This window comes from Leptospira koniambonensis, from assembly GCF_004769555.1.
GTDB lineage: Bacteria > Spirochaetota > Leptospiria > Leptospirales > Leptospiraceae > Leptospira_B > Leptospira_B koniambonensis.
Map to the genome: position 1 here is coordinate 148552 of NZ_RQFY01000004.1, position 25365 is coordinate 173916.

Genomic DNA, 25365 nt, shown 5'->3' on the forward strand with positions numbered 1-25365 from the left:
GGAGAAAAAAATGCAAAGTGGATTTTTACTGGAGATAGTTCTTCCGATCTCACTTTTTATAATCATGTTCGGGATGGGACTGTCTTTGACATTCAAAGATTTCGAGAGAGTGGCTTTATTTCCTAAAGCTGTACTAGTTGGACTTTTAGCACAACTTTTACTATTACCGTTTTTAGGATTTATGGTAGCTACAATGTTCCATCTGGAGCCGCTACTTGCAGTTGGACTAATGGTATTGTCCTGCTGCCCTTCTGGCCCGACTTCGAACATGTATTCGTATCTATTCAAAGGTGATGTAGCTCTATCGGTGACGTTAACCGCTCTAATCAGCGTGATCAAACCTTTCACTCTTCCCTTTTTAACTTACTATTCGATGGTATATTTTATGGGAGAAGGAAAAACAATAGATCTTCCTATTCTTAAAACTATACTGCAACTTTTTGTAATTACTGTTCTTCCTGTTGGGATTGGAATGGTCGTAAAAAATTATTCTCCAAAATTTGCAGAAGCTTGCGAGAAACCTGTTAAAATTTTTTCGATGATCATTCTATTCGCGATCATCGCAGGTTTAGTAAAACAAAATTGGGAAAAGATGTGGGGATTTTTTGCTCAAAGTGGAGCTGCTGCTTTAACTATGAATTGTATCTGCATTAGTCTTGGATTTTTACTCGGACTACTTTTACGTTTGAGCAGAACCCAAGCAGTTACAATTGCTTTCGAATTAGGGATCCAAAATGGAACCACTGCACTCCTGGTAACTGGGACCATTCTACAAGTTCCTACAATGACAGTTGTTCCTATTACTTATAGCCTTCTAATGTTCGTGACTGCACTAGTATTCGGACTATTTATATTAAGGAATAGAAGATCCATTTTGGACCATCCTTCTTTAGAAAGTGTAAGTTAAGTTTTAACGATAAAAAAACCCCGAAAGGCTCTCTCCTTCGGGGTTTTGATTTTAGAATTAAGCTTTATATCTTTCAATCAACATGGAACCTGCAATACCTCCATGAGCGCATGCAGTGAGTAACACTTTATTCGCCTTAGGATCTTCTTGCAAATCCATGATCGCGTTATTCACCAAACGAACTCCCGTGGCTCCAAATGGATGACCAATTGCGATAGATCCGCCATTAGGATTGATCTTCTTCTCATCAAATTTTTTCTCCCAATCCCAACCTGTATCCATTTTTAATTGTTCCATAGCAGCAACTGCGGTAGAAGCATAAGCCTCATGGATCTCAACATAATCCATGTCTTCTAATTTTAATTGTAGGTCTGCAAGCAAACCTTCTGTGGCAACAGCTTGTCCAAGTCCCATTAAATTTGGATGAACACCTTTCATTCTCCAACCAGAAAGTAATCCCTCTATCTTTAAACCGAGAGCTTTTGCTTTTTCGACAGTGGTGATGATCACACCTGCGGCTCCGTCAGAACGAGGACTTGCATTGAAGATAGAAACTGTTGGTCCATGAGTTTTCTTCAGATCTTTACCGTATTTTTTCTTAAAGTCCTCAAATTTACTTTGAGGATTATCAAAAAGAAGCATCGCTCTTCCCATACGACTTGGATTTTCTACGAGACCTTTTCTGAGTTCTACTGCCTCGTCTATTTTCAGTGTATTGCCTTCTTGGTCTTTTACAGGAATGATGAATGGTTCGTATCTTCCTTCCATTGAAGCCTCGTAAGTACGTTTGAATGATTCGAATGCGACCTTATCAGTGATTTCTCTAGATAATTCGTAATTCTGGGCGAGAATTTCTGCAGTTACCTGCATTCCATAGGAGTTTTCTCCATCATCTAAACCGTCTTCCAGAGTATCTCTAAGTTCAACCCCTTCCGGGAAGTTATCAGGCATAAGTTTATTCAATTTTTCTAATGATCCGGATTTCTTATTCAGGCGGGCATTTTTTATGATAAAAGGCATGTCGGTCTGGGATTCTTCTCCGATTACAAGAAATACTTCTCCTTCTCCCAATATAATCCGTCTCGCTGCTTCAGAAATAGCCTCCAATCCGGACACACAGTTATTGGACAAAGTGATAGAAGGAATTTCATCTCTAAGTCCGATCAGATTTGCGATTACTCGAGCTGGATTCGGAGAACTTGGAAAGCCCTCTCCTACTACGATACCATCTATGTCCTCTTTTTTGATCCCACTTTTTTGGATAATACTCTCCGCTACTATCTTACCCAAATGATGAGCAGGATAAGCTCCTAATCCTTTTGCGATTTGTGCGAATGGAGTTCTTAAAGGTGTGCAAATTGCGAGTTTAGTTTCGAGTTTCATCGTTTTTCTCCCGATTCAGTTCCGAAAATTTTTCATTGGTGCATATACACTATTTAGACCACAAAAACTATAACATTGAAAGCAAAATATTTTGAGGCAACGTATATAAAGTATTTAAGTATATAAACGAAAGATTAAAAATAAAAGTATAAGAGAAAGAATATAGAGTCGAAGACATAAAAAAGCCCCGAAGAAGTTTCCCTCTTCAGGGCTTAAACAATTCGAGATATTAAGAATTAACCTTCGAATCTTTCGATGAGCATAGCGCCTGCAATTCCACCGTGAGCACAAGCAGTAAGAACCACTTTTTTAGCTTTAGGGTCGTCTTGAAGGTCCATGATCGCATTGCTCACCAAACGGATACCAGTAGCTCCGAATGGGTGACCGATAGCGATAGATCCACCGTTAGGGTTGATCTTTTTCTCGTCGAATTTTTGCTCCCATTTCCAACCGGTATCTTTTTCGATTTGAACAAGAGCCGCAACTGCAGTAGCTGCAAATGCTTCGTGGATCTCTACGTAGTCTACGTCTTCGATCTTAACTCCGGTGTCTTTAAGAAGTGCTTCGGTAGCATAAGCTTGCCCGATTCCCATTAAGTTAGGATCAACACCATACATTTTCCATCCGGAAAGAACTGCTTCGATCTTTAATCCAAGAGCTTTTGCTTTTTCAACAGTAGTTAAGATAACACCAGCTGCTCCATCAGAACGAGGGCTCGCGTTAAAGATAGAAACGGTTGGTCCGTGAGATTTTTTAAGATATTTGGAATATTTAGTTTTGAACTCATCAAATTTCATTTGAGGATTTTCAAAAAGAAGCATTGCTCTTCCCATACGGCTTGGGTTTTCTACAAGTCCTTCACGAAGTCCAACTGCCTCATCAATAGTAAGTTCAGTTCCATCTTCGTCTTTCATTGGGATGATGAATGGAGCGTATTTTCCTGCTTTAGAAGCTTCTAATGCTCTTTTGAAAGATTCGAAAGCTAGTTTATCAGTGATCTCACGAGAAAGTTCGTAGTTCTGAGCAAGGATCTCAGCAGTTACTTGCATTCCGTAAGAAGTTTCTCCGTCACCAAGTCCGTCCTCAAGAGTGTCTCTAAGTTCAACACCTTCTGGAAGATTGTCAGGAAGAAGTTTTTTCAGTTTATCCAAAGAGCCTGCTTTCTTGTTCAATCTTGCGTTTTTCACAACGAAAGGCATAGAAGTTTGGGATTCTTCTCCGATTACTAAGAAAAGTTCACCTTCTCCAAGAATAATACGGCGAGCTGCTTCTGAAAGAGCTTCAATTCCAGATACACAGTTATTAGAAACAGTGATCGAAGGAACTTCGTCTCTGAGTCCGATTAGGTTAGCGATCACTCTCGCGGAGTTCGGAGCGTTAGAGAAACCTTCTCCAACTACGATTCCGTCGATTTGATCTTTTTTAACTCCACTCTTTGCAATAATGTCTTCAGCCACTATACGACCTAGGTGATGGCCAGGATAGGGTCCTAAAGCTTTCGCAATCTGAGCGAAGGGAGTTCTTCTTGGCGTACAAATCGCCAATTTTTGATCGAGTTTCATTGTCTTTCTCCAGACCTTTTATTTGATATGTTCATTAGAATAAGATAATATTTCATTTGGAGGCCCCCTCAGAAAATTCGGTGACCCTTGCGAATATTTTCAGCAAATCCTCTCCAGGTTTTTTAGGTCTGGACTTGCTTACAGATACTACGAGTAGATCATCCATGGATTCTGCCAGGATCTCTCCAGTTTCAGAGTCGCTGACCTCTTGTCTCATACGGCTCCAAATTTTATCAAAACTATGAATCCAAGTTTGTATCTTAGCTCTTCTTCCTGCAGCGAGAGGTTTACGATAACGTATTTTTCCGCCCATATAGAAAAGTGTGGTGTCCATAGCGACTAGATCCTCTAGGCTAAGTCCACATTCTGCAGTAAAATTCCAGCGACCTTCTTCCAATAGTCTCCAATAATGAGAAGGATTATAGTCACCGAATGGATTTCTTTCGCAGAAAAAAAGATCTCTTACTGCAAGTGTGCGCTCGCAAGCACCTGAAAAAGAAGGTATAGATTCGAATGAAGAGATTAATTCTTCGGAAGGATCTTGAGCTGCGATAAGCTGGAAAGGTTTTCCGTCTTTCTCTGTTCTTGCTAATGTTCTGATCTCTGCGGCAACTTTTCCGTTTGGATCCAAAACTTCTTGGGAGAAGGACAATAGGCCATCTTGGCCAGAGCGATAACTAGTGCGTACGGATAATTCAGTGTTTTCCATTTGTTGGGCAAGAAAACGTATATCTGCCCCGACGGTTTGTAATCGAACTGATTCTTCGATCATTCTTTTCCAAGAATAACCCGCTTCTTCTAAGATACGATATCTATCCCCTAGACAAGAGTCTTCGTAAGTCCTGCTAGTGGTATGTCTTTGTGTATCTAGATCCGAAAATCTTGTTCTGACTTGTTCTTTTTCCGTTACCGACATTTTGAACCGTCCTGACAATAGCTTAGACCCCTGGGAAATCGGGGCAATAAAAAAATACAGAACGTTCGTTCTGGTTTTTTATACGCTAAACCCAAATTCTATTGACGAAACGAGGTTTTTAGGGCAATACTGAAAAAATAACGTATTTAAGCACATGACCGCTCAGAGAAAAAAAAGAGATTCCGGGGCCAGTGTCCGAGAAAGAATTCTAGATACTGCGACAGATCTTTTCTACAAACAAGGATTCTCCAATACCGGAATGAGACAGATTATCCAAGAATCGGGCTCAGTCGCTGCGAGTCTTTACGATCATTTTCCATCTAAAAAAGAACTAGGGATCGCTTACCTCGCTCGTCAGGAAGAAAAGACTCTTTCTGATCTCGCTTCTCTTATGGAAAGATATCCAGAGGTCCAAGAATTTTTAAGAGCTTGGGTAATCTTGAAAGAGAGACAGATCCGCCATCATGAATTTTTCGGAGATCCGTTTGCAGGTTTTGCAAATCAAGTCATGGATGCGGATCCTGAATATACAGAATTTTTAAAAGGTATCGCTGAGAAATGGACTAAGATGATCCGAGATTATCTAAGTCGTGCGGTTGCTTCCGGACAATTTTCCAGAAACATGGACATTCAATACACTTCTAGAAGAGTATTGATGGCTTACCACGGTTCCATCACTCTTTGGAGAATGACAAAAGATCTACGTTATATCCGAGAGATGGAAGATAGTCTGAGAGAAATTTTCGACGAATACACTGCTAAATAGATCTCCCAATTTGAATATTTTTTCCCAAAAACTGTCTGAAAAGTAAAAAGCATCGGTTATACTTGTTCTACATGGGCAGGTAATATTATGAAGCTTACGATCGTAAAGGAATCTACCTCATTTAGGATATTCTTACTTTTATTCTTTTTGCAATCTTCTCTTTTGAATATAAATTGCTCTGAAAAAGCGAATAACGGTGAACCAGCTACTGGATGCCTTATTTATAAAATATACAATATGTCCTGTCCCGGATGTAAATTGGACCTTTCATTCAATTCATCCAGCTCTTCTTTTTCCACGACTGCGGCACTTAAAAATCCTAGCTATGGTTTTTCTCAACCTTGGAGCTCGAGTTCATCCGAAAAGATCTCCATCTCTTTCCCTAGTTCGGAAGGAACAATGGTCCTAAGCCAGGGTTTGGTGTTCGAATATACTGATAGCTCAGGTACTGTTTACGAAAACTTCGATGATGGTTTTCAGTTGGAACAAAGTGTTCCTGAACCAAATAATCTCCCCTTAACTCTTTACGATTATTGGGTTTCCGGAACTTTTAGCGGACAACTTAGAAATAAAGCAAATTCTGGAGATATCCGAAATGCTTCTGGAACCATACAAAACCTTTTGTCCGACTATAGCCCGCATATGTCCTGCAGTATATAAACGATTCTGTATATATTCACTTCCGGGCTTTGGATCCAAATTTGATCTTAGATGCAGATCTATTTTTTTGAGGTTCTTCGATCACATCCTTTAATTCTGTTTTTTCTGCATGCAAAAGTTTTAAAGGACTGTCCACAGTTACCCTACAATCTTGCATATGAGTTGCGGAGAAGTTCGTAACCGCTAACATCATCTGAGTCCAAGCAGTCATAGTTTCCGGATTTCTTTTTGCACTTTGTAATCCGTAAAGGATAGGATCTTTCATCTTATCCATCAGATTGCAGGAAGGAAAATAAACTCCAGCTCCCTTCTTTAAAAATCTAGAAACTGGAATAAAAAGAAAATTTCTGATATGACTCGGCTTTCCTTTAGAAGCTTCTGCGAATTTCAGATATAGGATTAAATTTTTCTCTGCAAGAGTTTCTGCCTCTTTTACCGAAGCAGGATTTTTCCTTAAAATAGAAGAGGATTTTGCAAATCCCCTTTCTATTTCGTGGCGAATATGACGAGCACATAGATGCTGGATCATCTCCCAACCACCAAGTACGACCGCTTGGGGACGATAATAAGCTATAGAGTCATCACCTTCCAGATAGAAATGCCTTCCTTCTTTCTGGTTCAAATCATAATATAAATCTCCGATGATCACACTATTAGAAGCATGTTCTTCGGCAGAATGCCTCAATTCATCCAAAGCGACTGCATCCGTCAAAGGAACAAAAGAATCACTTCCTGCCAAAAAGTCCAAACAACTCCCGATAAATTCGTGGTGTTCACTGTGCTCCTGGTATGCGATTACTTGAGGAGAATTGCAGGAGATTAGAAAAAATAAACTATATAGAAAAAAGAACAAGATGCGAGCCATAATCTGATCGAGAGAGTGTTTCACATTCCTCGAATTTTGTCGGTCAAAATCTTAGATCCAGTTCTATAAATATTCGGGTTTAGATTGATTATAAATCGGGTTTTGCGGCAGTAATTCTTTGATCAACCTTCTTCCAAAAAAATCCCTCAGTTGGGATATTTCTTTCCAAAAAATTATGTTTGAAAATTAATAAAGAACGTTATTGTTTCTTTCGTGGATCTGATTAAGATATTTTCATCTTCCCATAATTTAATAAATGAATTTATTCGATTCGGAATATTTTCTCTGTTATTCTTCTTACAATGTTCTTTATTACCTTTTGATTTTTTGGGTCCGGAAAGCAGCAGCACCGATGGATACAGCTCGCCTTGTTTAGCATTCAAATTATATAATACTACTTGTCCAAACTGCAGATTGAATATAGAAGTAGGTTCGGACACTATTAGTTTGTTCACAAAAAATTCCATAGAATATCCATATACTAATTCTCCGAGAAACACCTCCAATTCTCCAACCACTCCTCAGCATTGGGCATCGAATCATTCTGAATACGTTTATATAGAGATGCCTTCTCCTTCGGGCATTATGGTCCTAAGTCAAGGTCTCATTTTTGAATTTACAGATTCTAATTCTAAAGTGTATGAAAATTTTGATGATGGTTTTCAATTAGATCAGACTCTCTTTTTCCCAAACTATTCTGATTCTGGGATTTCAGGAACAATCTCTGGACAACTTAGGAATAAATCCGATTTTTCGGAGACTATCAACGTAAATGGTTCAGTCGTAAATTTTACGTCAGATTATAGCTATATATCCTGTTCTAATGGAGTGTGAGCTTAATAAATTCTCAGACAGGATATTTTCCGCTGGAAATAAATAATTATTAATTAACTCTTCACCACTCATGAAAGATAAACCTGGTGTTTTCAAAAGGCTCCGTTACCATTTCGATAATTTTATGTCTAGGGGAGGAGGTTCTGTATTTGCGGCACTAATGACCCTATTCTTAGGAGCATTTGTATTCTTATCTTTAGTGCGAATACTTGGTACATTCTTATTTCCGGATGAATCAATTAAAGAATCCGGAGATTTTTTATGGAGAGTGTTCCTACAGATCTCTGACGCGGGAGCAGTTGCAGAAGATGGGGAATCTAATTGGTTCAATAAGGTTGCAGGCATCTTAAGTGTATTCTCCGGTTTAGTTTTATTCTCCAGCTTAGTTGCATTTATCACAAACCAATTCGACCAGAAAATACAAGAACTCAGAAAAGGTAAAAGTGAAGTTTTAGAATCGAATCATACTCTGATCTTAGGATTTGGAATACGGACCATTGAAATATTAAGGGAATTGATAGAAGCAAATTCTTCTGAATCCAAAAAGGCAGCTGTTATACTTGCAGACCAAGATAAAGAAGAAATGGACGATTTCCTTTCTGAAAATCTGGAAGATACTAAAACCACAAAAATTATCACAAGATCCGGACTACCTTCTCATCTTAATTCCCTAAAAAAAGTAAACGCTTCTAAAGCAAAAAGTATTATCATACTAAATCCTTCAGGCTCTGAAGAATCAGAAGAAGGTAAATCTATAGGGGATGCAAAAGTATTAAAGTCCATTATGGCTCTTGTTGCATTAAATGGAGAATCTGGACTTCCCCCAATCGTTGCAGAACTCCATGGATTAGAAAATCGAAATATTGCTTCTGATCTTTCTGAATCTGTTCAGGTTATGGATGAAAGAAGTATTCTTTCTAAATTACTTGTACAAACTTCCAGGACATCCGGTCTTGCGATCGTGTATTCAAATTTAGTAGGTTTTGAAGGAAATGAGATTTATTTTTATAAACCTAAGAATGGTTGGAGAGGTTTAAATTTCTCTGAAATTTCATTTAGATTTAAGGAATCAGTTCCATTGGGTTTTAGAAAAATTAATGGAGAGATCATTTTAAATCCAGACCCTGAGTATTCTCCTGAAAATGAAGAAGATGCGATCATTCTTGCTGAAGACGATTCTAAGATAAAATTCGATGAAAGACCTGTAGTTGTGAACGCCGCACTTTCTTATCCAAATACTAGTTTATCTAGGCCTATCGATAAACAATTGATCGTAGGTTGGAATTCCAAAAGTAAGATTATAGTGGATGAATATGCAAAATTTTCCTCTCCCGATTCCGAAATTGATCTTTTAATCCATGAATCCAACGAAGAGATCAAATCTGCACTTGCAAAACTCAAAACAAAATATCCTCAGATCAAACTCAGATCATTGATCGCAAATCTTTCCCAAGAAGGTATCTTGGAAAAACTTTCTCCGGAACAGTATGATTCCGTAATATTCTTAGCAGAGGAGAAGGAGAATATTGAAGAAGTAGATGCAAGAACCATTTCTCTTTTATTAAGATTCCGCCAATATTTTAAGAAAAAAGAGCTGGCAGGTGCTAAAAAAGCGGAAACACAGTTAATCACAGAAATTATGAATTCTGAAAATACTGAATTAGTTTTGGAAACTGGAGTGAAAGACTTTTTGATCTCTAACCAATTTGTTTCTAAAATGATGGCCCAAGTTTCCCAAGAGCCTGACGTGATGAGAGTATATGATAGTTTATTTGATCCGGATGGAAGCGAGATCTATCTCAAACCCGCATTTTTATATTTCGAAGACTTTCCAAAACGTGTAAATTTTGCAGAATGTATGTTAGCAGCCCAACAAAGAAAGGAAACCTGCTTTGGAGTCAGGATTGTTTCACAAGAAACAGATGAATCCAAAGGTTACGGTGTATATCTGATCCCTGACAAATTGGAATATTTTACCCTACATGAATCTGATTCTTTGATCGTTTTGTCAGAAGATCAATCTTAGTTTATTTCGTCTCTTCTTACATAAAGTGGGAGAAATACTTTGAGACTAAGAATTCTTCAGGTCATAATTTATATTCTAATTTTTGCTTCTGCGTTTTATGCGCAGGGTCAAGCGCCGAAAGTGGATTTAGCAAATGGTTTTAGTTCTCCCAAATTCATTTTATCAAATTGGAAAACTGCTCCTTCTAGTTGGGAAGAATTGGACAAATTTCCGTTCCCGACCGAGAAAGATTTTGCATTAAAAATTCCAAATGCTGTTGGATACTATACTGGTCCTGATGGAGGAACTGTCTACCAGTGGAGCCCTGGAGTTTATAAATGGGATCTAAAAGATGGAACTAGTTTTATGCATAGATCCTCGGAAGAATGGGGGTTAGACAAAGGGGATTTTAAGATCTATTCTTGGCCTAAAAAATGCCCGAACTGCCCATCGGAGCAAGTGTTTACATTTCCGGACAAATCCCAAATCACAGCTTCTTTTTATACTGTTGCAGGCAAGTTAGAATTTTTGTATGAGAATCCTGCAGAAAAAAAATTCTTCAGATTCACTAAACCAGGACGATACGGAAAACTTTCAGAAGAGAAAGATCGTTTTTATTTCGAGTTCGAACCTAAAAATTCTCTTTTCGTTCATGCATTTACAGAATCCAGAACAACTAAAGATTTTTTCAAAAAAGCGGAGAATGATTTTGATTTGGTACCTTCTTCCAAGATACTCGTGGCTTTCTTTCAGGACGCAAAGTCTTTTAGAGAATTTAATAATCTAGCCGGGATCGCGTGTAGTGGAGGTAGAGGTGGAATTTATGGGATCAGTTTCTGCGATCCAAGTTCCGACATGATCCCAGAAGACTCAGATCAGGATATCAGAAGACATCAATATTCTACCCAACCCACTCATATGATCTATCATGAGATCACCCACCATATGCAGCAAATCAGATGTAATACGATCCGAACTGGAAAAAGCCAACCTCCAATTGTTCAACCAGCTTGGCTTGTAGAAGGTCACGCAGAATTTATAGCTCAATATGGTTGGCCAAAGTATAAAGGAACTAAATATAGAGAATATTATGAAAATTTTATACTCAAAAAAAGTAAGTTACAGTTAGAAAGATCAGATCCTTATCTTGCAGGATTTTTGGCCATGGATTTCATTTCTCAAAAATATGGGAATTCTAAGGTTAAAGATATCTGGGATAAAACCTGCGAGGGAGAAAGTATAGACTCCGCATTAAAATCTACGCTTAATTCAAATGTTTCCAAATTACAGTCCGATCTATTAAACTATCTGGATTCCGGATCAAAAGATCTTCCTGCAAAATTTTTGGAATGGGAAATCATTGGAACTATTACATTACCTTTTACTTCTTCGGAAGCTTCTTCTTTTAAAACGGAAGAGATTGCGGACTTAACGAATATTACTGATCCTTCTTCCATACCTGATATTAGGATCCCTTTTTCTTTGAAGATAGAATCTTTAAAAGGTAAGGTAGAAGGTGTGTTCCAATCTTCTAGAAAAGAAAGAGTTTATCTTTTTAAGAACGGAACCTATAGATTCGAAACTCCGAAGTATCAGGTGAATGTTTTCCCAGATGGAACTACAAGTTTTACTTCTGAAAAAAATTTGATTACTGTTTGGGCAAACGGAACAAGGAAATGGGACTCCGGCGGAAAAACTCTTACGTATTTTCCGCCGAAATAATAAAGAAGTTTAACGTTTCTTCTTAGGTTTTGCTTTTTTAGGAGCAGTCTTAGCTACTTTCTTTTTAGCAGGACTTGTTTTTTTAGTCGCAGTTGTTTTAGTAGAAACTTTTTTGGAAGGAGCAGATGCGACTGTTTCCTTCTTCATATCTTCCTTAACAGCTGGTTTTTGTTTGATTGGAAGAGGCTCCTTCTTCTCTTCTGACGTAACTAAAGAGCCAAGGCATTCTATTCCTAGTGGTCCTAAATATAAATTCAAATGTCCGTATTCAGGGATCTCTACATCATCAAAATGACCTAAGGTAGCACTTTCCCAAGGACGGACGATACCTTCTCCCTTTGTAAACACTGCTTGTACATTATGAAATTTTGAATAAGTTTCTACAACTTCCTTCACTAATTTGGATCCAGGCATCATCTGCCAGGTGCAAGGAAAGATTGGAGCGAGGTAAGCCATATAAGTTCCGTGCATAGGAGATCCTACCACGAATATTTTTCTGACTCTATCTCTTCCTTTATAACTTAAACCTGCAGCGATCAGTCCTCCCATGGAGTGACAGATCAAATAACAATCTTTAATATTCTTCTCTATTAAGAAATTCTCAAGTATCTTACTCTTTTTACGGATATTTCCAGTTTGAAATCCAAGTGGAACCACATAGACAGGATGCCCAAGAGAGATTAGATGTTTGCGCATCGCAGTCCAAGTCAGACCTCTTCCTAAAAATCCAGAAACACATACGATAGGGCGTTTATATCCCTCAGTATGATCCGGAAGTTCTATAAAGATCCCCAGGATATGACAGAAAAAATAATATATATGGTGATAGATCTCGGCTAAATGTTGTACGATTACAGGACGGATATTCCCTTTTTCGGGAAGGTAAGTAAGATGGTCTCTCTTCATTCTGTTTCTGCCGCGGGCGAATATCCCGCCCTACGGTAGAATCCATTCTCAGCCCCGAGGCGCAAACAGAATTTTATGTCATTCTGCTCTATGAAATATAGGAGAATGTCATTTTGTTTTGGCCTCATATTCTGCAAAAAAATCGCATAATTCTTTATGAGAATACTGATGATCCGCATAGGTAAATGTGCCGGAGTTCTTTATTTCAAGTGCAGCCTGTCGGATGAGATGAAAACAAGCTCTAGCAAGACTTCCGCCTATACTAATTCTTCGGACTCCAAGAGATCTTAGCTCTTCAACTGTAAGTTGATTATGACTTAAACCCATTACTACATTCAATGGGCCATTGATAGAATTTACCAATGTACCTATCGTTTTAGGATCTCCGATCCCTGGTATAAAAAGACAATCTGCTCCTGCTTCTCTATAGGAATTACAACGGGTGATTGCTTCTTCCATTGCGCTAGGATGATTTGTTAAGAATGCATCTGTTCTTGCGGTAAGAGTAAAAGGAATACCGCTTTGATCTGCGATCTTTCTGATCGCAGAAATTCTTTCCGTAGCTAGTTTGATATCTAACAAAGGAGAGGAAGGATCTCCACTTAGATCTTCTATATTACAACCAACCACTCCAATCCCAATCGCTTGTTTTATAGTTTCTGCTGCTTGAGAAGGTTGTATCGCATAGCCGCCTTCCAGGTCTGCGCTTACTGGAATTCCCACCGAATCCACAATCGATTTTACTTCGGCAAGCATGTCTTCTTTACTCATGATCTGGTGATCTGGTAACCCGGCTGCAAAAGCGATACCGGCACTCGTAGTCCCTATTGCAGAATATCCTGCACCTGCCAGCATGCGAGCGCTTCCCGCGTCCCATGCATTAGGCATCACAAAGATATCTTTAGAATGTAGGTTTCGAAATATTTCACCTAATCTGTTTTGTTCAGAAGCCATGCTTTCCTTTGAATATTAATCTTTTTTAAACTTTAAAGAAGCTGAATTGATACAGTATCTTAACCCAGTAGGTTCTGGACCATCAGGGAATACATGCCCTAAATGTCCTCCACATCTGGCACACATAACTTCTGTGCGGGTCATTCCATGACTATTATCTGTTTCGGATTGAACAGATTTGTCTGCTGCTGGTTTATAAAAAGAAGGCCAGCCGCTTCCTGATTCATATTTTGTATCCGAGTTGAATAATTCAGCGCCGCAGGCAGCACAAAGATATTTTCCTTTATCTTTATTATAATAATATTCTCCGGTAAATGCTCTTTCTGTCCCTTTTTCTCTAATGATCCTATATTGATCCGCACTAAGGACTTTTTTCCATTCTTCTTCTGACTTTTGGACTTCGTATTTCATCTTACCTCCCTTTTTCTCTTTTGGAGCTCCTTCAGATTCGGAACATCCTGACAAAACGATCCCTAATAAATATAAAAAACCGATACTTAGTCCGATTTTATTCATGGTTCTATTCCTCGGCTGATACTTCGGTTTCTTCCCGAAAAGGTTACTTTTAAACCATGGTCTTGAAGAGTTTAATATTCTGTTGTTCGAGTTGTAAAGCTCAAACATTATTCCAAACACCTGTTCGGTTCATTATCCTTTGTTCGTATTACAAACCAACGCCACTCTTCAAAAAGTTAAGCAATCACGTAATACTTGACACAAGCATAATAAAGCAGTACACCTAAGGCCTTAAGCGACAGGGAGCATACAAATGATTCAAGGAAACTATTTCCAGGATAATACCGACTTACAAACTCATTTTGATAATCTTATAGATTGGAAGGAGATCGTAGCAGCATACGAAGGCGACTTCCATGATGCAGCTAAATATAAGCAGACTAACGACGACAGATTTGCATATGCACCTTCTACGGTGCAAGAAGCGATAGATTATTATAAATCTACTGTGGATGCATTGGGAGAAATTATGGGGGACTTTGTGGCTCCTCGTAGTAAGGAAATGGACCAAACAGGTTTAAAATACGAGAATGGAAAAGTCACATTCCCAAAAGCACAAGAAGAATGTTATAAAACCTTAAAGGATGCAGGCCTTATGCCTATCTCCATCTCCCGACAATATGGAGGTTTAGGTTTACCTGCAACTGTTCAATCCATTATGTGTGAGATAGCTGCCAGGGCAGATGCAGCATTTTGTCTAGCATACGGAAATATTAATATAGTTGAGATCATGGAAAGATTTGCTTCGGAAGAGATGTGTAATGAATGGTTACCTCAAATCGCTGCAGGAAAATTCAGCGCTGCCATGGCTTTAACAGAACCTAATTACGGTTCAGATCTTCCAAATGTGCAAACTAGGGCCACCCAAGACGCTGACGGGACTTGGAAAATTAACGGAGCAAAACGTTTTATCACTCACGCCTGTGGTTATGTGGATTCCCCTTCTGTAATTCTTACATTAGCGAGAACAGGAAGCCCTGAAAGTGGAGCAAGAGGCCTTTCTTTCTTCTTAGTAGAAGGTAAAGACGTTCACGTAGCAGGAATCGAACATAAAATGGGATTACATTGTTCTCCTACCTGCGAAGTAGTTTTTGAAAATTCTCCAGGATTACTGATCGGAAAAACTGGTTATGGTCTTGTGAAATATTCTATGGGAATGATGAATGCTGCAAGGCTTACAATCGCAACCCAATCTTTAGGAATTGGAACTGCTGCTTATTTCGAAGCAAAAAAATATGCTTCTGAAAGGATACAATTCGGCAAACCAATAGAGAAGATACCAGCAGTCCGAAAAATTTTGGACAAGATGGAAAGAGAAATTTTAGCCACAAGATGCCTAGTTTCAGAAACAGGAAGAGCAATCGATCTTTATCATTGGAGAAAAGAAAGAATGCTTAAAGAAGAAGGTAAGAGCGAGAGAGATGTAAACCAAGACGAAACAATCCGCCGTTGGGAAAAACTCGCAGACTTATTCACTCCAATGAGCAAATATTATGCTTCTGAAGGTTGTGTTGCTCTTGCGTCAGACGCAATCCAAATTCATGGAGGAAGCGGATACACTGAAGATTATGATGTAGCAAGGATCTACAGAGATAGCAGGATCACTACAATCTACGAAGGTACAACTCAACTACAGATCGTTGCTGCAATCGGAGGAGTTGTTTCTGGAATGTCAGCAAGTGGACAACTAAGAGCATACGCAGAAGAAGAAATGTCTAAATTTTCCCCTTCTACAGATCTTAGATCTCTTTGGGAAAAATTAGAACAAGCAGTTCATTCTTACAAATCAATAGCAGATGGTTTTACAAAAGACGAACTCGCTTTTGAAACCGTGGAGATTGCTGCAAGATTTGTAGCGGGAATGCTATTAGAAAAATCTATAGGCCAAGTGAATGGAGATCTGAAAAAACAGAGAACCAAACATTCAGAAGATTATAATATAGATTCTTTAGCTATTGCAGAAGGAAATCTATTACGTTTAGAAAGAGCAAACAGGCAAGCTGCTGCAGTTTAAAATATAGAACGGCCGGCAGTCGTCGGCCGTTTTTTTATTCTTCCTTTTTTTCTCCGGGAAGATGAGGAATTTCTCCAATCGCAACTCCAAGAGCAATACGATTCAAAGAATGTTGGTGTAACATTTTACGATAAGTGATCTCTGCATTTAACATCCCAATTCTAGATGCAATCGCTTCTATCCTGCTATTTCTACCCGAACGATAACCGCTTGCCTGGCTTTGAGAAGTTTCTTGGGCAGACACAAATGCCTTTTGGTAGATCGCTAATATCTTTTGAGAATTCTTAAAACTTTCGAAAGCATTACGGATTTCTTGGGTAGCTGTTCTTCTTGTTTGAGAAGCAGTTAATTTTGCCTGTTTTTTAGCAGAGTCCGCTGCTTTTAGATCTGCCATTTGTGAAAATGGAGTCAAAGGCATAGTGATCTGCAATTGAGCAGTAACATCCTTGGAATGTGTTTGGCCAGGATAAGGAAAAGAATAATAATTATTTAATGCGATTGTAGGAGCAAAACCCACCCAGGCCTTATCCTTTTGTGCTTCGGCCACCTTAACACTTTGGAAAGCAGAAAGAACATCATATCTTTTTGCTAAATATTCTTCGGCTGCCATACCTGTCGGGATCGGCTCTAATTCAGCTTTAAATCCTGCAACGGAGATAGGTTTTTCATAACCCACCATTGTAGCCAATGTGATACGCACCTGTTCTAATTGGAATTTTGCATCTGCAAGAACTGCTTCCGCATTGGATAAACTTGTTTCTGAATTTAGAAGATCAGATCTCATGATCCTTCCAACTGCATACATTCTTTTTCTTTCCTGTAAAGAGTCTTGGTTTAACTCGTACGCTTCTTGGGAAATTTTAACACTTTCTTCCAATTGCAAAAAGTTGAAGTAGGCTTGTGCGATCTCTAGATACATTCGGCCTGCTTCGTGTTTTGCTTCTAATCTTCTCTGTTCTGCCAAACTTTTGGAAGCTCTATAATCTTGGTAAGAAGCAAGTCCTGCAGATATTGGAATACTGAGTAATAAACGAGAACCCGCGCCCACTGTAGGAGGAAGATTACTTCCTGAACTGGAAGAGGGTAATAGAGAAAGAGGGTCTCCGCTTTGGATCGCCTTATATGTTTTATAATTATCTATAACGGAAGGCTGTTGTGTATGGCCAGGAACAGAATAGAATTTGTTAAACACATAAGAAAGAGTAGGCATAAAACCGGCGAATGCCTTGTCCTTCTGTGCCAAAGCCTGTTCAGTTGCCTCGTTCTTTAGAGCAATCCTTTCAGTTCTTTCTACCGCAAGAATATAAAGATCGTCCAGACCGAAAGTTTCTTTCGCGACTGTTTTCTCTACATCCTGGGTAGTAATCCCAGTGATATTTTTTAAACTTTCCTCTACTACCCCATCTGCGACTTTTACTTCCGGACTAGACGCACATTCCCAGAAGACTAAACAGGCAAGAATCGAGAGTATTATTTTTTTATAATTATTAAGAGTATCTACGTACTTCATCTTTCTCATTTTCCATAAGATAATAAGCGGCTGGAACTACAACCAAAGTGATCAATGTAGAAACGATCAAACCGCCTAAAATGGTGATCGCCATTGGGATCCTAGTTTCTGCTCCGGGTCCCAATGCCAAAGCGGGAGGAATAGCAGCCGCAATCGAAGAGAATGTTGTCATTAGCACAGGCCTTAAACGGACAGGGCAACCGATACGGATCGCATCCGCAATATTCTTCCCTTCACTTCTAACATGATTCACAAATTCCACCAGGAGAATTGAGTTCTTCTTCACAAGTCCTAAGAGCAAAATTAAGCCTATAAAACTATACATATTGAAGGATTGCCCAGCAATATAAAGAGCGATTAACGCGCCCGAAAAACTAAAAGGCATAGAAAGAAGAATATAAAAAGGCTGCTTCAAACTATTGAACTGACTCGCTAAGATCATAAAAGACATTATAATCCCCAAGATCAAAGCTCCAGACAAACTGGACTGTGATTCGGAAGCAGTTTTTGCAGAACCAGTAACTTCTACATGATAACCTTCCGGAAGCATTTCTCTTGCGATACGGATTGCTTCGTTGGTTGCCCAAGTTTGTCCTTTTTCCTTAGGTGGATTTCCGAAAATTTTAATGGATCTATCTCGGTTTACTCGAGTGATATTCTTAAGAGTATTTGTAGCTTGAAGGACCAAAACATCTTTCAATCGTACGATCTCTCCGTAAGTATTTCTAACACCTATATTCGGAATGATATCAGTGCTTTCTCCCTTGTCTTTGTCTATCTTGACCCTAACATCGAAACTTCTGCCATTCTCAGTAAAACGACTTACGTTACGTCCTCCCATTAAAGGTCCGATGGTATTTCCGATATTCGCCATACTCACACCACGAAGTGCTGCCGCTTCTCTGTTTGGAACAATTTTGACTTCTGGTTGTCCAGAAACATAATCAGTATCTATATCCAAAATCGTTTTAGAAGAATCTAATTTTTCTCGGATAGAATCTGAAAGTTTTGCGAGTGTGGCCCAATCAGGTCCTGTCAAAACCAATTCAACAGGATAACCCCTTCCCGCACTAAAACCTCTTTGAGAAAGATCTTGGACAGAAAATTTTGCTTCAGGCACAAGATCTTTCAGATCTTTTCTGAATTCCATAAAAACTTCAGACTGAGTGATCTCTCTTCCTGTCTTTTTACTCTTAGGACGCTTTCCCATGTCCTTCATGGTAACAAAGAACATACCTGTATTGGATTCAGTTCCTCCCATTCCGCCCACATTGCTCATATACTTTTCAACAATCGGACGAGAGCTGAGATAACCTTCTACCTTCTTCATTGCTTCATCTGTACGAATGATAGAAGAGCCAATCGGCATTTTTGCTCGGACAATAAATCTTCCCATGTCTTGAGGAGGAATGAACTCCTTCTTCAGTAAGAATAAAAAGATAATGGAGAATGCAAAAAATAGAACGGAAGAAACGATTACTGTTCCAGGTTTACGAATTACAAATTCTAAAACTTTTCCATAAACTCTTTCACAGAATTGAAGAAAGTGTTCTATGACTGGATCCATTCTTTTGAAAAAAGAAAAACGATCCGCGGCATTCTTAAGTTTAGAAAAGAGAGTATCCGCAGGTAAGGTAAACGGAGATTTGGATTTTTGTTTTTTCTGAGCCTCTTTACTTTCTTTATAACGAGAAGCTCTCATTGGAGTAAAACTCAATGCTTCAAAAAGAGAAAGTGCAACTGCTACGGAAACCGTAACTCCAAATTCCAAAAAGTAACGACCGATAATCCCGGACATAAACGCAACAGGAAGGAAGATTGCAATGATAGCAAGTGTCGCAGCTAATGCAGCAAATCTAATCTCAGATGCTCCATCTAACGATGCTTGAAACCAGGTTTTTCCAGATTCTCTATGCCTACTGATATTCTCCAACACCATAATTGCATCATCCACAACTATACCCGTCGCTAAAGAAAGACCAAGCAACGTAAATGTGTTTAACGTAAATCCAGCAAAATACAGGATTAAAAAAGTTCCCATTACGGAAGTAGGAATTGCAAGGAGAACGTTCCAAGTGCTGCTCCAATTTCCTAAGAACAATCTACACACAATCCCAGTAAGCACCGCAGAAAGTATAAGAGTAAAAACTAATTCATGAACTGAATCTCTAATAAAAGTAGTATTATCGTTAGAGACATTCAGTTCAAATCCAGGAGGAAGACTAGGTCTCAGCTCTTCTAATTTCTCCTTCACTAGATCGCCTACTTCTACAGCGTTTGCACCTTTGATCTTTTTGATCCCGAGACCAACAGCAGAAACTCCGTTAAATCTGGAAATTCTTCTGATCTCATCCAGACCATCTTCGATCTTAGCAACTTCTCTCAAGCGAACCGGACGGAACATCGCGGCTCCACTTCTGGAGTTTATATATATATTAGAAAATTGTTCTACAGTTGGAACATCTCCTACTGCTCTTAAGGAAACTTCGGAAAGTTTATTCTGCACTCTTCCAGAAGGAACTTCTATATTCTGTTCCGTTAATGTATTGATGATATCGTTTACAGTAAGTTCCACTCTAAAAAGTCGGATCGGATCCAAGAACACATTGATTGTGCGGTCTACATAACCGCCTAGTATAATCTCTCCTACTCCTGGAACTTCTTGGAACTTATCTTTGAGTCTGGTCTTAACGAAGACCATCTTCTCTTGGTCGCTTCTGTTCGGAGCAGTTAATGTAACCCAGATAATTGGTTGATCGTCTGGATTAGATTTCATGATGATCGCTGGATCCAGATCGTCCGGAAGTTTATTACTTACCTGTGCGATCTTAGTTTGGATCTCTTGGACTGCGACATCCACATCACGTTTGAGTTCCAACTCAACAGTGATCGTAGCAGAACCGTCTGTGGAAACAGAACGAACTTCTACCACACCCTGGACTGTCATTAAAACTTCTTCGATTGGATCGACTACGTCTGTCTCCATAACCTGAGCATTTGCTCCGGTTAAGTTGAGAGTAACGTTTACGATCGGGAAGTCCACGTCTGGCATCTGAGAAAGACCCATACGAGAGAAGCCGATACTTCCGAGCAGGATGATAGCTGCCATCATCATCCATGCAAAAATTGGATTGCGAATAGAAACCTCAGAAAGCTTCAAAGGAACCTCTTTCTATATATATTTGTAGGGAGGGATTTTTTGTTTAGTAATAGGACCTGTCTTTTTCGCCGAAGTGCCAGATTTTTTCTTGTCCGAAAGATCAGAAAAGTGTACTAAACAGAACTCATGTCGTTTCAATTATTGGATCCCGAAAAAGGAATATTTCTATCAGAAGCAGGTTCCACGAATACCATACTAAAAGGAAAGGAATTCCCACCAGGATCCTGGATCCTAGCGGATTTTCAATCTTCCGGAAGGGGAAGAAAAGGAAAAACCTGGAGCATACTGGGAGAAGAGCCTTTTATATTTTCAGGTAAATTCTCTTCGGATTCGAACCTATCTTCTCCAGGGCTATTCTCCTTGTATGTTGGAGTCGCGGTAGCAAAGGCGATTTTGTCAGTATATCCTTCTGCCAGTAAAAAAGATCTTAGGATCAAGTGGCCGAATGATATTTATTTAAATGGTAAAAAAGTTTGCGGCATACTGATCGAAACGGAGAAGGAAGGAGAAGTTTGGGATTGGATCCTAGGAATAGGCGCCAATCTGTATGGCATTGAAATTCCAGATTATCTGACTGATGCGGGATTTATCACTGATGATCAAAACGAAAAAGGAAGAAGAGCCAAATTTTTAGAAACATTACTTCCTCTTCTAAACGATGCAGTACTCGCAATTTCAGATGGAGACAAAAGAATAGAATTCATCAATGAAAAACTTCTTTGGAAGGGAGAAACAATTGCTTGGACAGAAAGCGGAGAACAAAAAACCGCAATATTGTTAGGAGTAAATGAAGAAGGAAAATTATTAGCCCGGACCTCGGTCGGAAACATGGTCGAATTCATTGACAGCCCCGAGGATTTCAGGTCCTTGGGATAGAATGATCCTAGTAATCGACGTTGGGAATACCAACACTGTCTTCGGTATTTATAAGAACGGTTCAAAAGAGCCAATTTTCCATAGAAGAACAGTTACTCGAAGAGATAGAACCTCTGATGAAATGGGACTTTATCTGAAGGGTTTCCTTCGAGAATTCGAAATAGATAGCAGCCAAATTGTTGGTGGAATCTATTCTTCTGTTGTTCCTACGTTGAATCCGATCTTAGAAAGAATGATACATGATTGGTTTCAGATAGAACCGATCAGAGTTCAGTATCAAATGAACCTTCCTTTCGGGATTAAATATCCAAGGCCTTTCGAAATAGGTGCTGATAGATTAGTAAACGCTGCTGCCGCAGTAAAGGATCATCCAGGAAAATCAATCATCATTGATTTAGGAACTGCTACAACATTCTGCGTAGTAGATGATACTCCTGATTATTTGGGAGGAGTGATTGCTCCAGGACTAAAAGGTTCCATGGATGCTTTGACAAGAAACACTGCTCAATTACCTCCGATCGTATTCCAAGCTCCTTCTAAAATATTAGGAGATTCTACTATAGAATCTATACAGGCAGGATTTTTCTTTGGATGGATAGGGCTGTTAGAAGGTATCATAAAAGAAGTAAAAGCCGCTCACGGAAATGATTATAGAGTGATCGGAACCGGTGGACTTGTAACTACCATTCACGCAGCAAATCCTAAAATTTTTGATAAGATAGAGCCTCTACTTACATTAAGGGGATTACAAATCTTATACGAAGATAATGCAAAATGAATCTTTTGATCGTAGGACTGGGAGGATTTTTGGGATCTGTTTGTAGATATATGATATCGCAAATGATCATCCCAAAAGAATCCGGACCATTTCCTCTTTCTACATTTGTAGTAAATATAGCGGGCTCTCTGCTAATAGGAATATTTTACGGACTATCCCAGGGAAAAATTTCAGAAGATATAAGATTGTTTGCAACAGTTGGGTTTTGCGGAGGATTTACAACCTTCTCCACATTTGCTTTGGAGAACCTAAAATTACTCCAATCAGGAAACTATTTTAGTTTTTTTGCATATATACTTCTGAGCACGACAATCTGTATCACTGCCGTGCTATTAGGTGTATATTTAAGTAAATAAGAAGAGACTGATCCTAAGGAAGTTTAATCTCTTTTTTAACTCCACCCTTAGATCCCTGTAATGTTTTAGTTTCGGGATTGATTTCAGAAAGGGAATCATATTCTACCTGGACTATAACCTTCCCAGTTTTATCGATCACGCCGTATTTTCCACCTTCGATAGTGGAATGCTCTCCATCACTAACTGACTTACAACCGTTACAAACGATCGAGAAACCTCCTGTGATCGGAAAAGCAAAATCATAATTTGCAGAAATCACCTTTTTACAAGAAGCATCGAAAAATCCAAATTTAGAATTTTCCACAAACCGAGCCAGACCCTCGGAAAAATAATCCGGACCATTATCATAAGTAAAAGCATTCAATAAGACTTTGTTTTCAGAATCTATACAGATCCATCCGCCTTTGCCAAAAGAAAAACCTACACCATTCTCATTAAAATCATAAGCGAGTGCATATTGAGGAGAGATTTGGACTTTTCCGTTCTGGTCTTTATAACCATAAACGCCATTCTCTTCGAAAGCAGTTAACTGTAATTTTTTAGAACAGAAAACAAACAGAGGCAAAAATGCCAAAATCACAAAGAGGTAAATTTTTCGATCCATAGATACTCCAATATATCATTTATTTCTAAAAGAGCCGCTCATCGCGAAACCTACATAAGCAGACGCAATAGCATCCCAAGAATCATCATGCCCAGTCAAATTTTCGAGACCCAAAAGGAGTTTTAAAGCAGCTTTAATATCTTTTTTGTCTGCCGTCCCGCTGCCTGTAGTTCCTTTTTTTATCTGGGAAGCGGTCGGTTCTACCAAAGGAATATTATGCTCTCCTAATGTAAGGAGAACAACTCCTCTCGCTTCATAAACTCTTGCAGCGGTCGTTCTATTCTTAGCAAAAAATAATTCTTCCACAGAAGCAAGGTCTGGATGATATTCATCCAAGATCGCGTCCAACTGTCTGCGAATAGCGATTAAATTGACAGGACTTTTTGTTCCGCTCGGAACTTCTATTGTCCCGTAAGTGAGAACATGAATTACAGATTTATCTTTCTGAAGAACGGAATAACCTAGACGATGGGAGCCAGGGTCTATTCCTAAAATTTTCACCAAAAAGACTTCCTTGAATTAAGTTTCTAAATAAGCTGTAGGAGTTCCTACATGAGCGAAAGGGGCGCCCCCTCCCTGGTTCGGGTGGGGGGAGTGGCCCGTGGGAGAGCTAATTCCCCTATATCACAAATCCATCAAACCGGCAATCTCATTTTCTTACTCAAAACCTTGTTGGAATTCCAACAAAACCTCACAGCTATCAGAAAAGAAAGAAGTTGAAGAAAAAACCTCAGCCGAATTCTTTTTCTAATTCGGGAGAAAGTTCGAAGTTGGAGTTCACACCCTGAACATCATCATGACCTTCTAAGTTGTCGATGAGCTTCATTACTTTTTCTGCAACCTCTTTGTCAGAAACTTCTGCACCGACTAAGGCAACGAATTTGATCTCAGATTCTTCTGATTTAATCCCTTTATCATTCAAAGCAGTTTGAACAGCTTCGTAATCATCCGGAGAAGTTACTACTCTGAAAACCTCTCCTTCATTCTGAACGTCTTCTGCGCCAGCACCAACTGCTAATTCGAACAATTCTTCTTCGGAAATTTGATCAGAAGGAATTACGATAATACCTTTTCTTTCGAAAAGACGACTAACGCTGCCAGTAGTTGCCAAAGAACCACCCAATTTAGTAAGAATACTTTTGATCTCAGGTGTGGTCCTGGTTTTTTTATCAGTTACAGCCTCCACCATGATCGCGGTTCCGCCGGGCCCGAAACATTCATAAAGGCATTCTTCGTAAACAACACCTTCCAATTCACCGGTACCTTTTTTAATGGCTCTATCAATATTATCTTTAGGCATGTTACTTGCCTTAGCCTTCAATACCGCAAGTCGAAGCCTAGGGTTAGTATTAATATCCCCTCCGCCCATACGCGCCGCAACAGTGATCTCCTTGACCACCTTAGTGAAAATCGCCCCTCTTTTAGAATCGATGGCGTCTTTTTTGCGTTTAATCGTTGCCCACTTACTATGCCCGGACATCAGATTTCCCCTTACATTTAAGAATAGATCAGTTTAAAAAATATATAAGATCAGAAGCAGGAAAATCGGCCAAAAACCGATCCTACTTTTTCAACAAAAACCGGTTTTTCCAGTCTGTCCATCATTTTTGGCCTTCTCCATTCCTTGAAGAAATCCACGCCAAAAGCCAAATTCTTCCAACAAATTCTGTTGCCGCCAGCTTAATAAAAGATATAAAATCTCCACCAAGCCTAAGTCGGAGAAAATCAAAGGAATATTATAAATTCTTAAAATTATCCCAGGAAAAATCTTCATCGTACACCATTGCTTGCATCAACACGAAACGCGAAAGTGCTCATTCAGGTTGCCCGGACTAAAGCCCTGCGCATCGCTGCCGCGGATACTAGGAGGGGATTATACTATGTATGAAGGCTCTTTTTTTAGAAAAAGATCTCCCCACCCTGCCTTGGGTGGGGGCCGGTACGGTGGTACCGCAGAAACTTTCGATCAAACGAATTGTGCTGATTTCATCTTTAAACTCGTATGACCTCGATTCTCTCGGTCACCGACTCGTTAAAACGGTCGTCTTCTCGCTCCCTATGAGTCGCTGCG

At 39.2% G+C, this 25365-nt stretch carries 23 protein-coding genes; 10 read left to right on the forward strand and 13 right to left on the reverse strand.

Translation table 11 applies throughout. The annotated features are described in order from the left end of the window. Positions 1 to 10: 10 nt before the first annotated feature. Positions 11 to 907, forward strand: a complete 897-nt coding sequence (locus EHQ52_RS04750; RefSeq protein WP_135614121.1) for a bile acid:sodium symporter family protein — start codon at positions 11 to 13, stop codon at positions 905 to 907. 57 nt (positions 908 to 964) lie between these two features. On the opposite strand, the gene EHQ52_RS04755 is transcribed toward EHQ52_RS04750, so the two are convergent. The 3 genes from EHQ52_RS04755 to EHQ52_RS04765 all read right to left on the reverse strand — a co-directional run bounded on the left by EHQ52_RS04755 (position 965) and on the right by EHQ52_RS04765 (position 4768). After that, positions 965 to 2290, reverse strand: coding sequence for a thiolase family protein (locus tag EHQ52_RS04755; protein WP_135614122.1), 1326 nt, complete (start codon positions 2288 to 2290; stop codon positions 965 to 967). A 236-nt stretch (positions 2291 to 2526) separates the two neighbouring features. Continuing rightward, positions 2527 to 3852 carry a thiolase family protein gene (locus EHQ52_RS04760; protein WP_135614123.1) on the reverse strand — a complete coding sequence of 442 codons (1326 nt, stop codon included), beginning with the start codon at positions 3850 to 3852 and terminating at the stop codon, positions 2527 to 2529. A 52-nt stretch (positions 3853 to 3904) separates the two neighbouring features. After that, positions 3905 to 4768: a thioesterase family protein gene (locus EHQ52_RS04765; RefSeq protein ID WP_135614124.1), complete on the reverse strand. Its 864-nt coding sequence runs from the start codon at positions 4766 to 4768 to the stop codon at positions 3905 to 3907. A gap of 154 nt (positions 4769 to 4922) precedes the next feature. On the opposite strand from EHQ52_RS04765, the gene EHQ52_RS04770 reads away from it, so the two are divergent. Both EHQ52_RS04770 and EHQ52_RS04775 read left to right on the forward strand, forming a co-directional pair. Next, the gene (locus tag EHQ52_RS04770; protein ID WP_135614125.1) at positions 4923 to 5534 is read left to right on the forward strand and encodes a TetR/AcrR family transcriptional regulator; all 612 of its coding nucleotides are present in this window, start codon (positions 4923 to 4925) and stop codon (positions 5532 to 5534) included. Between the two features lie 87 nt (positions 5535 to 5621). Beyond that, a complete protein-coding gene (locus EHQ52_RS04775) occupies positions 5622 to 6194 on the forward strand; it encodes a hypothetical protein (RefSeq protein ID WP_135614126.1) in 573 nt (190 codons plus the stop codon). A gap of 16 nt (positions 6195 to 6210) precedes the next feature. On the opposite strand, the gene EHQ52_RS04780 is transcribed toward EHQ52_RS04775, so the two are convergent. After that, positions 6211 to 7083: a hypothetical protein gene (locus tag EHQ52_RS04780; RefSeq protein ID WP_244244795.1), complete on the reverse strand. Its 873-nt coding sequence runs from the start codon at positions 7081 to 7083 to the stop codon at positions 6211 to 6213. A gap of 423 nt (positions 7084 to 7506) precedes the next feature. Between EHQ52_RS04780 and EHQ52_RS04785 the strand changes: the two genes are divergently transcribed. The 3 genes from EHQ52_RS04785 to EHQ52_RS04795 all read left to right on the forward strand — a co-directional run bounded on the left by EHQ52_RS04785 (position 7507) and on the right by EHQ52_RS04795 (position 11620). Continuing rightward, entirely contained in the window at positions 7507 to 7893 is a 387-nt protein-coding gene (locus tag EHQ52_RS04785) for a hypothetical protein (RefSeq protein WP_135614127.1), read from the forward strand. Positions 7894 to 8017: 124 nt separating this feature from the next. Beyond that, the gene (locus EHQ52_RS04790) at positions 8018 to 9919 is read left to right on the forward strand and encodes a CASTOR/POLLUX-related putative ion channel (RefSeq protein ID WP_208653454.1); all 1902 of its coding nucleotides are present in this window, start codon (positions 8018 to 8020) and stop codon (positions 9917 to 9919) included. 39 nt (positions 9920 to 9958) lie between these two features. Further along, complete coding sequence (locus EHQ52_RS04795) at positions 9959 to 11620, forward strand: DUF6055 domain-containing protein (protein WP_167492177.1); 1662 nt, start codon at positions 9959 to 9961, stop codon at positions 11618 to 11620. A 9-nt stretch (positions 11621 to 11629) separates the two neighbouring features. Here the strand turns inward: EHQ52_RS04795 and EHQ52_RS04800 are convergent, their stop codons facing one another. The 3 genes from EHQ52_RS04800 to msrB form a co-directional block, all read right to left on the reverse strand. Then, positions 11630 to 12526, reverse strand: a complete 897-nt coding sequence (locus tag EHQ52_RS04800; RefSeq protein WP_135614130.1) for an esterase/lipase family protein — start codon at positions 12524 to 12526, stop codon at positions 11630 to 11632. 108 nt (positions 12527 to 12634) lie between these two features. Next, entirely contained in the window at positions 12635 to 13480 is an 846-nt protein-coding gene (locus EHQ52_RS04805) for an isocitrate lyase/PEP mutase family protein (RefSeq protein WP_135614131.1), read from the reverse strand. 15 nt (positions 13481 to 13495) lie between these two features. After that, complete coding sequence (gene msrB / locus EHQ52_RS04810; protein WP_208653489.1) at positions 13496 to 13891, reverse strand: peptide-methionine (R)-S-oxide reductase MsrB; 396 nt, start codon at positions 13889 to 13891, stop codon at positions 13496 to 13498. A 358-nt stretch (positions 13892 to 14249) separates the two neighbouring features. Between msrB and EHQ52_RS04815 the strand changes: the two genes are divergently transcribed. Further along, entirely contained in the window at positions 14250 to 16010 is a 1761-nt protein-coding gene (locus EHQ52_RS04815; protein WP_135614133.1) for an acyl-CoA dehydrogenase family protein, read from the forward strand. 34 nt (positions 16011 to 16044) lie between these two features. Here EHQ52_RS04815 and EHQ52_RS04820 read toward each other — a convergent pair whose 3' ends face one another. Together EHQ52_RS04820 and EHQ52_RS04825 are read right to left on the reverse strand one after the other, a co-directional pair. Beyond that, positions 16045 to 17520 carry a TolC family protein gene (locus EHQ52_RS04820; RefSeq protein ID WP_135615651.1) on the reverse strand — a complete coding sequence of 492 codons (1476 nt, stop codon included), beginning with the start codon at positions 17518 to 17520 and terminating at the stop codon, positions 16045 to 16047. Beyond that, positions 17498 to 20635 carry an efflux RND transporter permease subunit gene (locus EHQ52_RS04825; protein WP_244244872.1) on the reverse strand — a complete coding sequence of 1046 codons (3138 nt, stop codon included), beginning with the start codon at positions 20633 to 20635 and terminating at the stop codon, positions 17498 to 17500. Before EHQ52_RS04825 ends, EHQ52_RS04820 begins: the two co-directional genes overlap by 23 nt. A 171-nt stretch (positions 20636 to 20806) precedes the next feature. On the opposite strand from EHQ52_RS04825, the gene EHQ52_RS04830 reads away from it, so the two are divergent. The 3 genes from EHQ52_RS04830 to crcB are packed head-to-tail and all read left to right on the forward strand — an operon-like array spanning position 20807 to position 22690. Then, positions 20807 to 21556, forward strand: coding sequence for a biotin--[acetyl-CoA-carboxylase] ligase (locus EHQ52_RS04830; RefSeq protein WP_135614135.1), 750 nt, complete (start codon positions 20807 to 20809; stop codon positions 21554 to 21556). A gap of 1 nt (position 21557) precedes the next feature. After that, the gene (locus EHQ52_RS04835) at positions 21558 to 22334 is read left to right on the forward strand and encodes a type III pantothenate kinase (protein WP_135615652.1); all 777 of its coding nucleotides are present in this window, start codon (positions 21558 to 21560) and stop codon (positions 22332 to 22334) included. Continuing rightward, entirely contained in the window at positions 22331 to 22690 is a 360-nt protein-coding gene (gene crcB, locus EHQ52_RS04840; protein WP_135614136.1) for a fluoride efflux transporter CrcB, read from the forward strand. The genes EHQ52_RS04835 and crcB overlap by 4 nt, the downstream gene beginning before the upstream one ends. Before the next feature lie 13 nt (positions 22691 to 22703). On the opposite strand, the gene EHQ52_RS04845 is transcribed toward crcB, so the two are convergent. The 4 genes from EHQ52_RS04845 to EHQ52_RS04860 form a co-directional block, all read right to left on the reverse strand. Continuing rightward, a complete protein-coding gene (locus EHQ52_RS04845; RefSeq protein WP_135614137.1) occupies positions 22704 to 23294 on the reverse strand; it encodes a WG repeat-containing protein in 591 nt (196 codons plus the stop codon). Between the two features lie 15 nt (positions 23295 to 23309). Then, on the reverse strand, positions 23310 to 23795 hold the full coding sequence (locus EHQ52_RS04850; protein WP_100724899.1) for a crossover junction endodeoxyribonuclease RuvC: 486 nt from the start codon (positions 23793 to 23795) through the stop codon (positions 23310 to 23312). Positions 23796 to 24024: 229 nt separating this feature from the next. After that, complete coding sequence (locus tag EHQ52_RS04855) at positions 24025 to 24774, reverse strand: YebC/PmpR family DNA-binding transcriptional regulator (protein ID WP_100724898.1); 750 nt, start codon at positions 24772 to 24774, stop codon at positions 24025 to 24027. A 90-nt stretch (positions 24775 to 24864) separates the two neighbouring features. Next, positions 24865 to 25068, reverse strand: a complete 204-nt coding sequence (locus EHQ52_RS04860) for a hypothetical protein (RefSeq protein WP_135614138.1) — start codon at positions 25066 to 25068, stop codon at positions 24865 to 24867. Positions 25069 to 25365 lie beyond the last annotated feature (297 nt).

Excerpts from the sequence above, each read along its gene's own strand:
- EHQ52_RS04770 (WP_135614125.1), top strand. The coding sequence starts at position 4,923 with ATGACCGCTCAGAGAAAAAAAAGAGATTCCGGGGCCAGTGTCCGAGAA.
- EHQ52_RS04830 (WP_135614135.1), top strand. The coding sequence starts at position 20,807 with ATGTCGTTTCAATTATTGGATCCCGAAAAAGGAATATTTCTATCAGAA.
- EHQ52_RS04765 (WP_135614124.1), bottom strand. The coding sequence starts at position 4,768 with ATGTCGGTAACGGAAAAAGAACAAGTCAGAACAAGATTTTCGGATCTA.
- EHQ52_RS04800 (WP_135614130.1), bottom strand. The coding sequence starts at position 12,526 with ATGAAGAGAGACCATCTTACTTACCTTCCCGAAAAAGGGAATATCCGT.
- EHQ52_RS04750 (WP_135614121.1), top strand. The coding sequence starts at position 11 with ATGCAAAGTGGATTTTTACTGGAGATAGTTCTTCCGATCTCACTTTTT.
- EHQ52_RS04755 (WP_135614122.1), bottom strand. The coding sequence starts at position 2,290 with ATGAAACTCGAAACTAAACTCGCAATTTGCACACCTTTAAGAACTCCA.
- EHQ52_RS04860 (WP_135614138.1), bottom strand. The coding sequence starts at position 25,068 with ATGAAGATTTTTCCTGGGATAATTTTAAGAATTTATAATATTCCTTTG.
- EHQ52_RS04855 (WP_100724898.1), bottom strand. The coding sequence starts at position 24,774 with ATGTCCGGGCATAGTAAGTGGGCAACGATTAAACGCAAAAAAGACGCC.
- EHQ52_RS04825 (WP_244244872.1), bottom strand. The coding sequence starts at position 20,635 with ATGATGATGGCAGCTATCATCCTGCTCGGAAGTATCGGCTTCTCTCGT.
- EHQ52_RS04805 (WP_135614131.1), bottom strand. The coding sequence starts at position 13,480 with ATGGCTTCTGAACAAAACAGATTAGGTGAAATATTTCGAAACCTACAT.
- EHQ52_RS04790 (WP_208653454.1), top strand. The coding sequence starts at position 8,018 with ATGTCTAGGGGAGGAGGTTCTGTATTTGCGGCACTAATGACCCTATTC.
- EHQ52_RS04775 (WP_135614126.1), top strand. The coding sequence starts at position 5,622 with ATGAAGCTTACGATCGTAAAGGAATCTACCTCATTTAGGATATTCTTA.
- EHQ52_RS04835 (WP_135615652.1), top strand. The coding sequence starts at position 21,558 with ATGATCCTAGTAATCGACGTTGGGAATACCAACACTGTCTTCGGTATT.
- crcB (WP_135614136.1), top strand. The coding sequence starts at position 22,331 with ATGAATCTTTTGATCGTAGGACTGGGAGGATTTTTGGGATCTGTTTGT.
- msrB (WP_208653489.1), bottom strand. The coding sequence starts at position 13,891 with ATGAAATACGAAGTCCAAAAGTCAGAAGAAGAATGGAAAAAAGTCCTT.
- EHQ52_RS04760 (WP_135614123.1), bottom strand. The coding sequence starts at position 3,852 with ATGAAACTCGATCAAAAATTGGCGATTTGTACGCCAAGAAGAACTCCC.
- EHQ52_RS04820 (WP_135615651.1), bottom strand. The coding sequence starts at position 17,520 with ATGAAGTACGTAGATACTCTTAATAATTATAAAAAAATAATACTCTCG.
- EHQ52_RS04815 (WP_135614133.1), top strand. The coding sequence starts at position 14,250 with ATGATTCAAGGAAACTATTTCCAGGATAATACCGACTTACAAACTCAT.
- EHQ52_RS04845 (WP_135614137.1), bottom strand. The coding sequence starts at position 23,294 with ATGGATCGAAAAATTTACCTCTTTGTGATTTTGGCATTTTTGCCTCTG.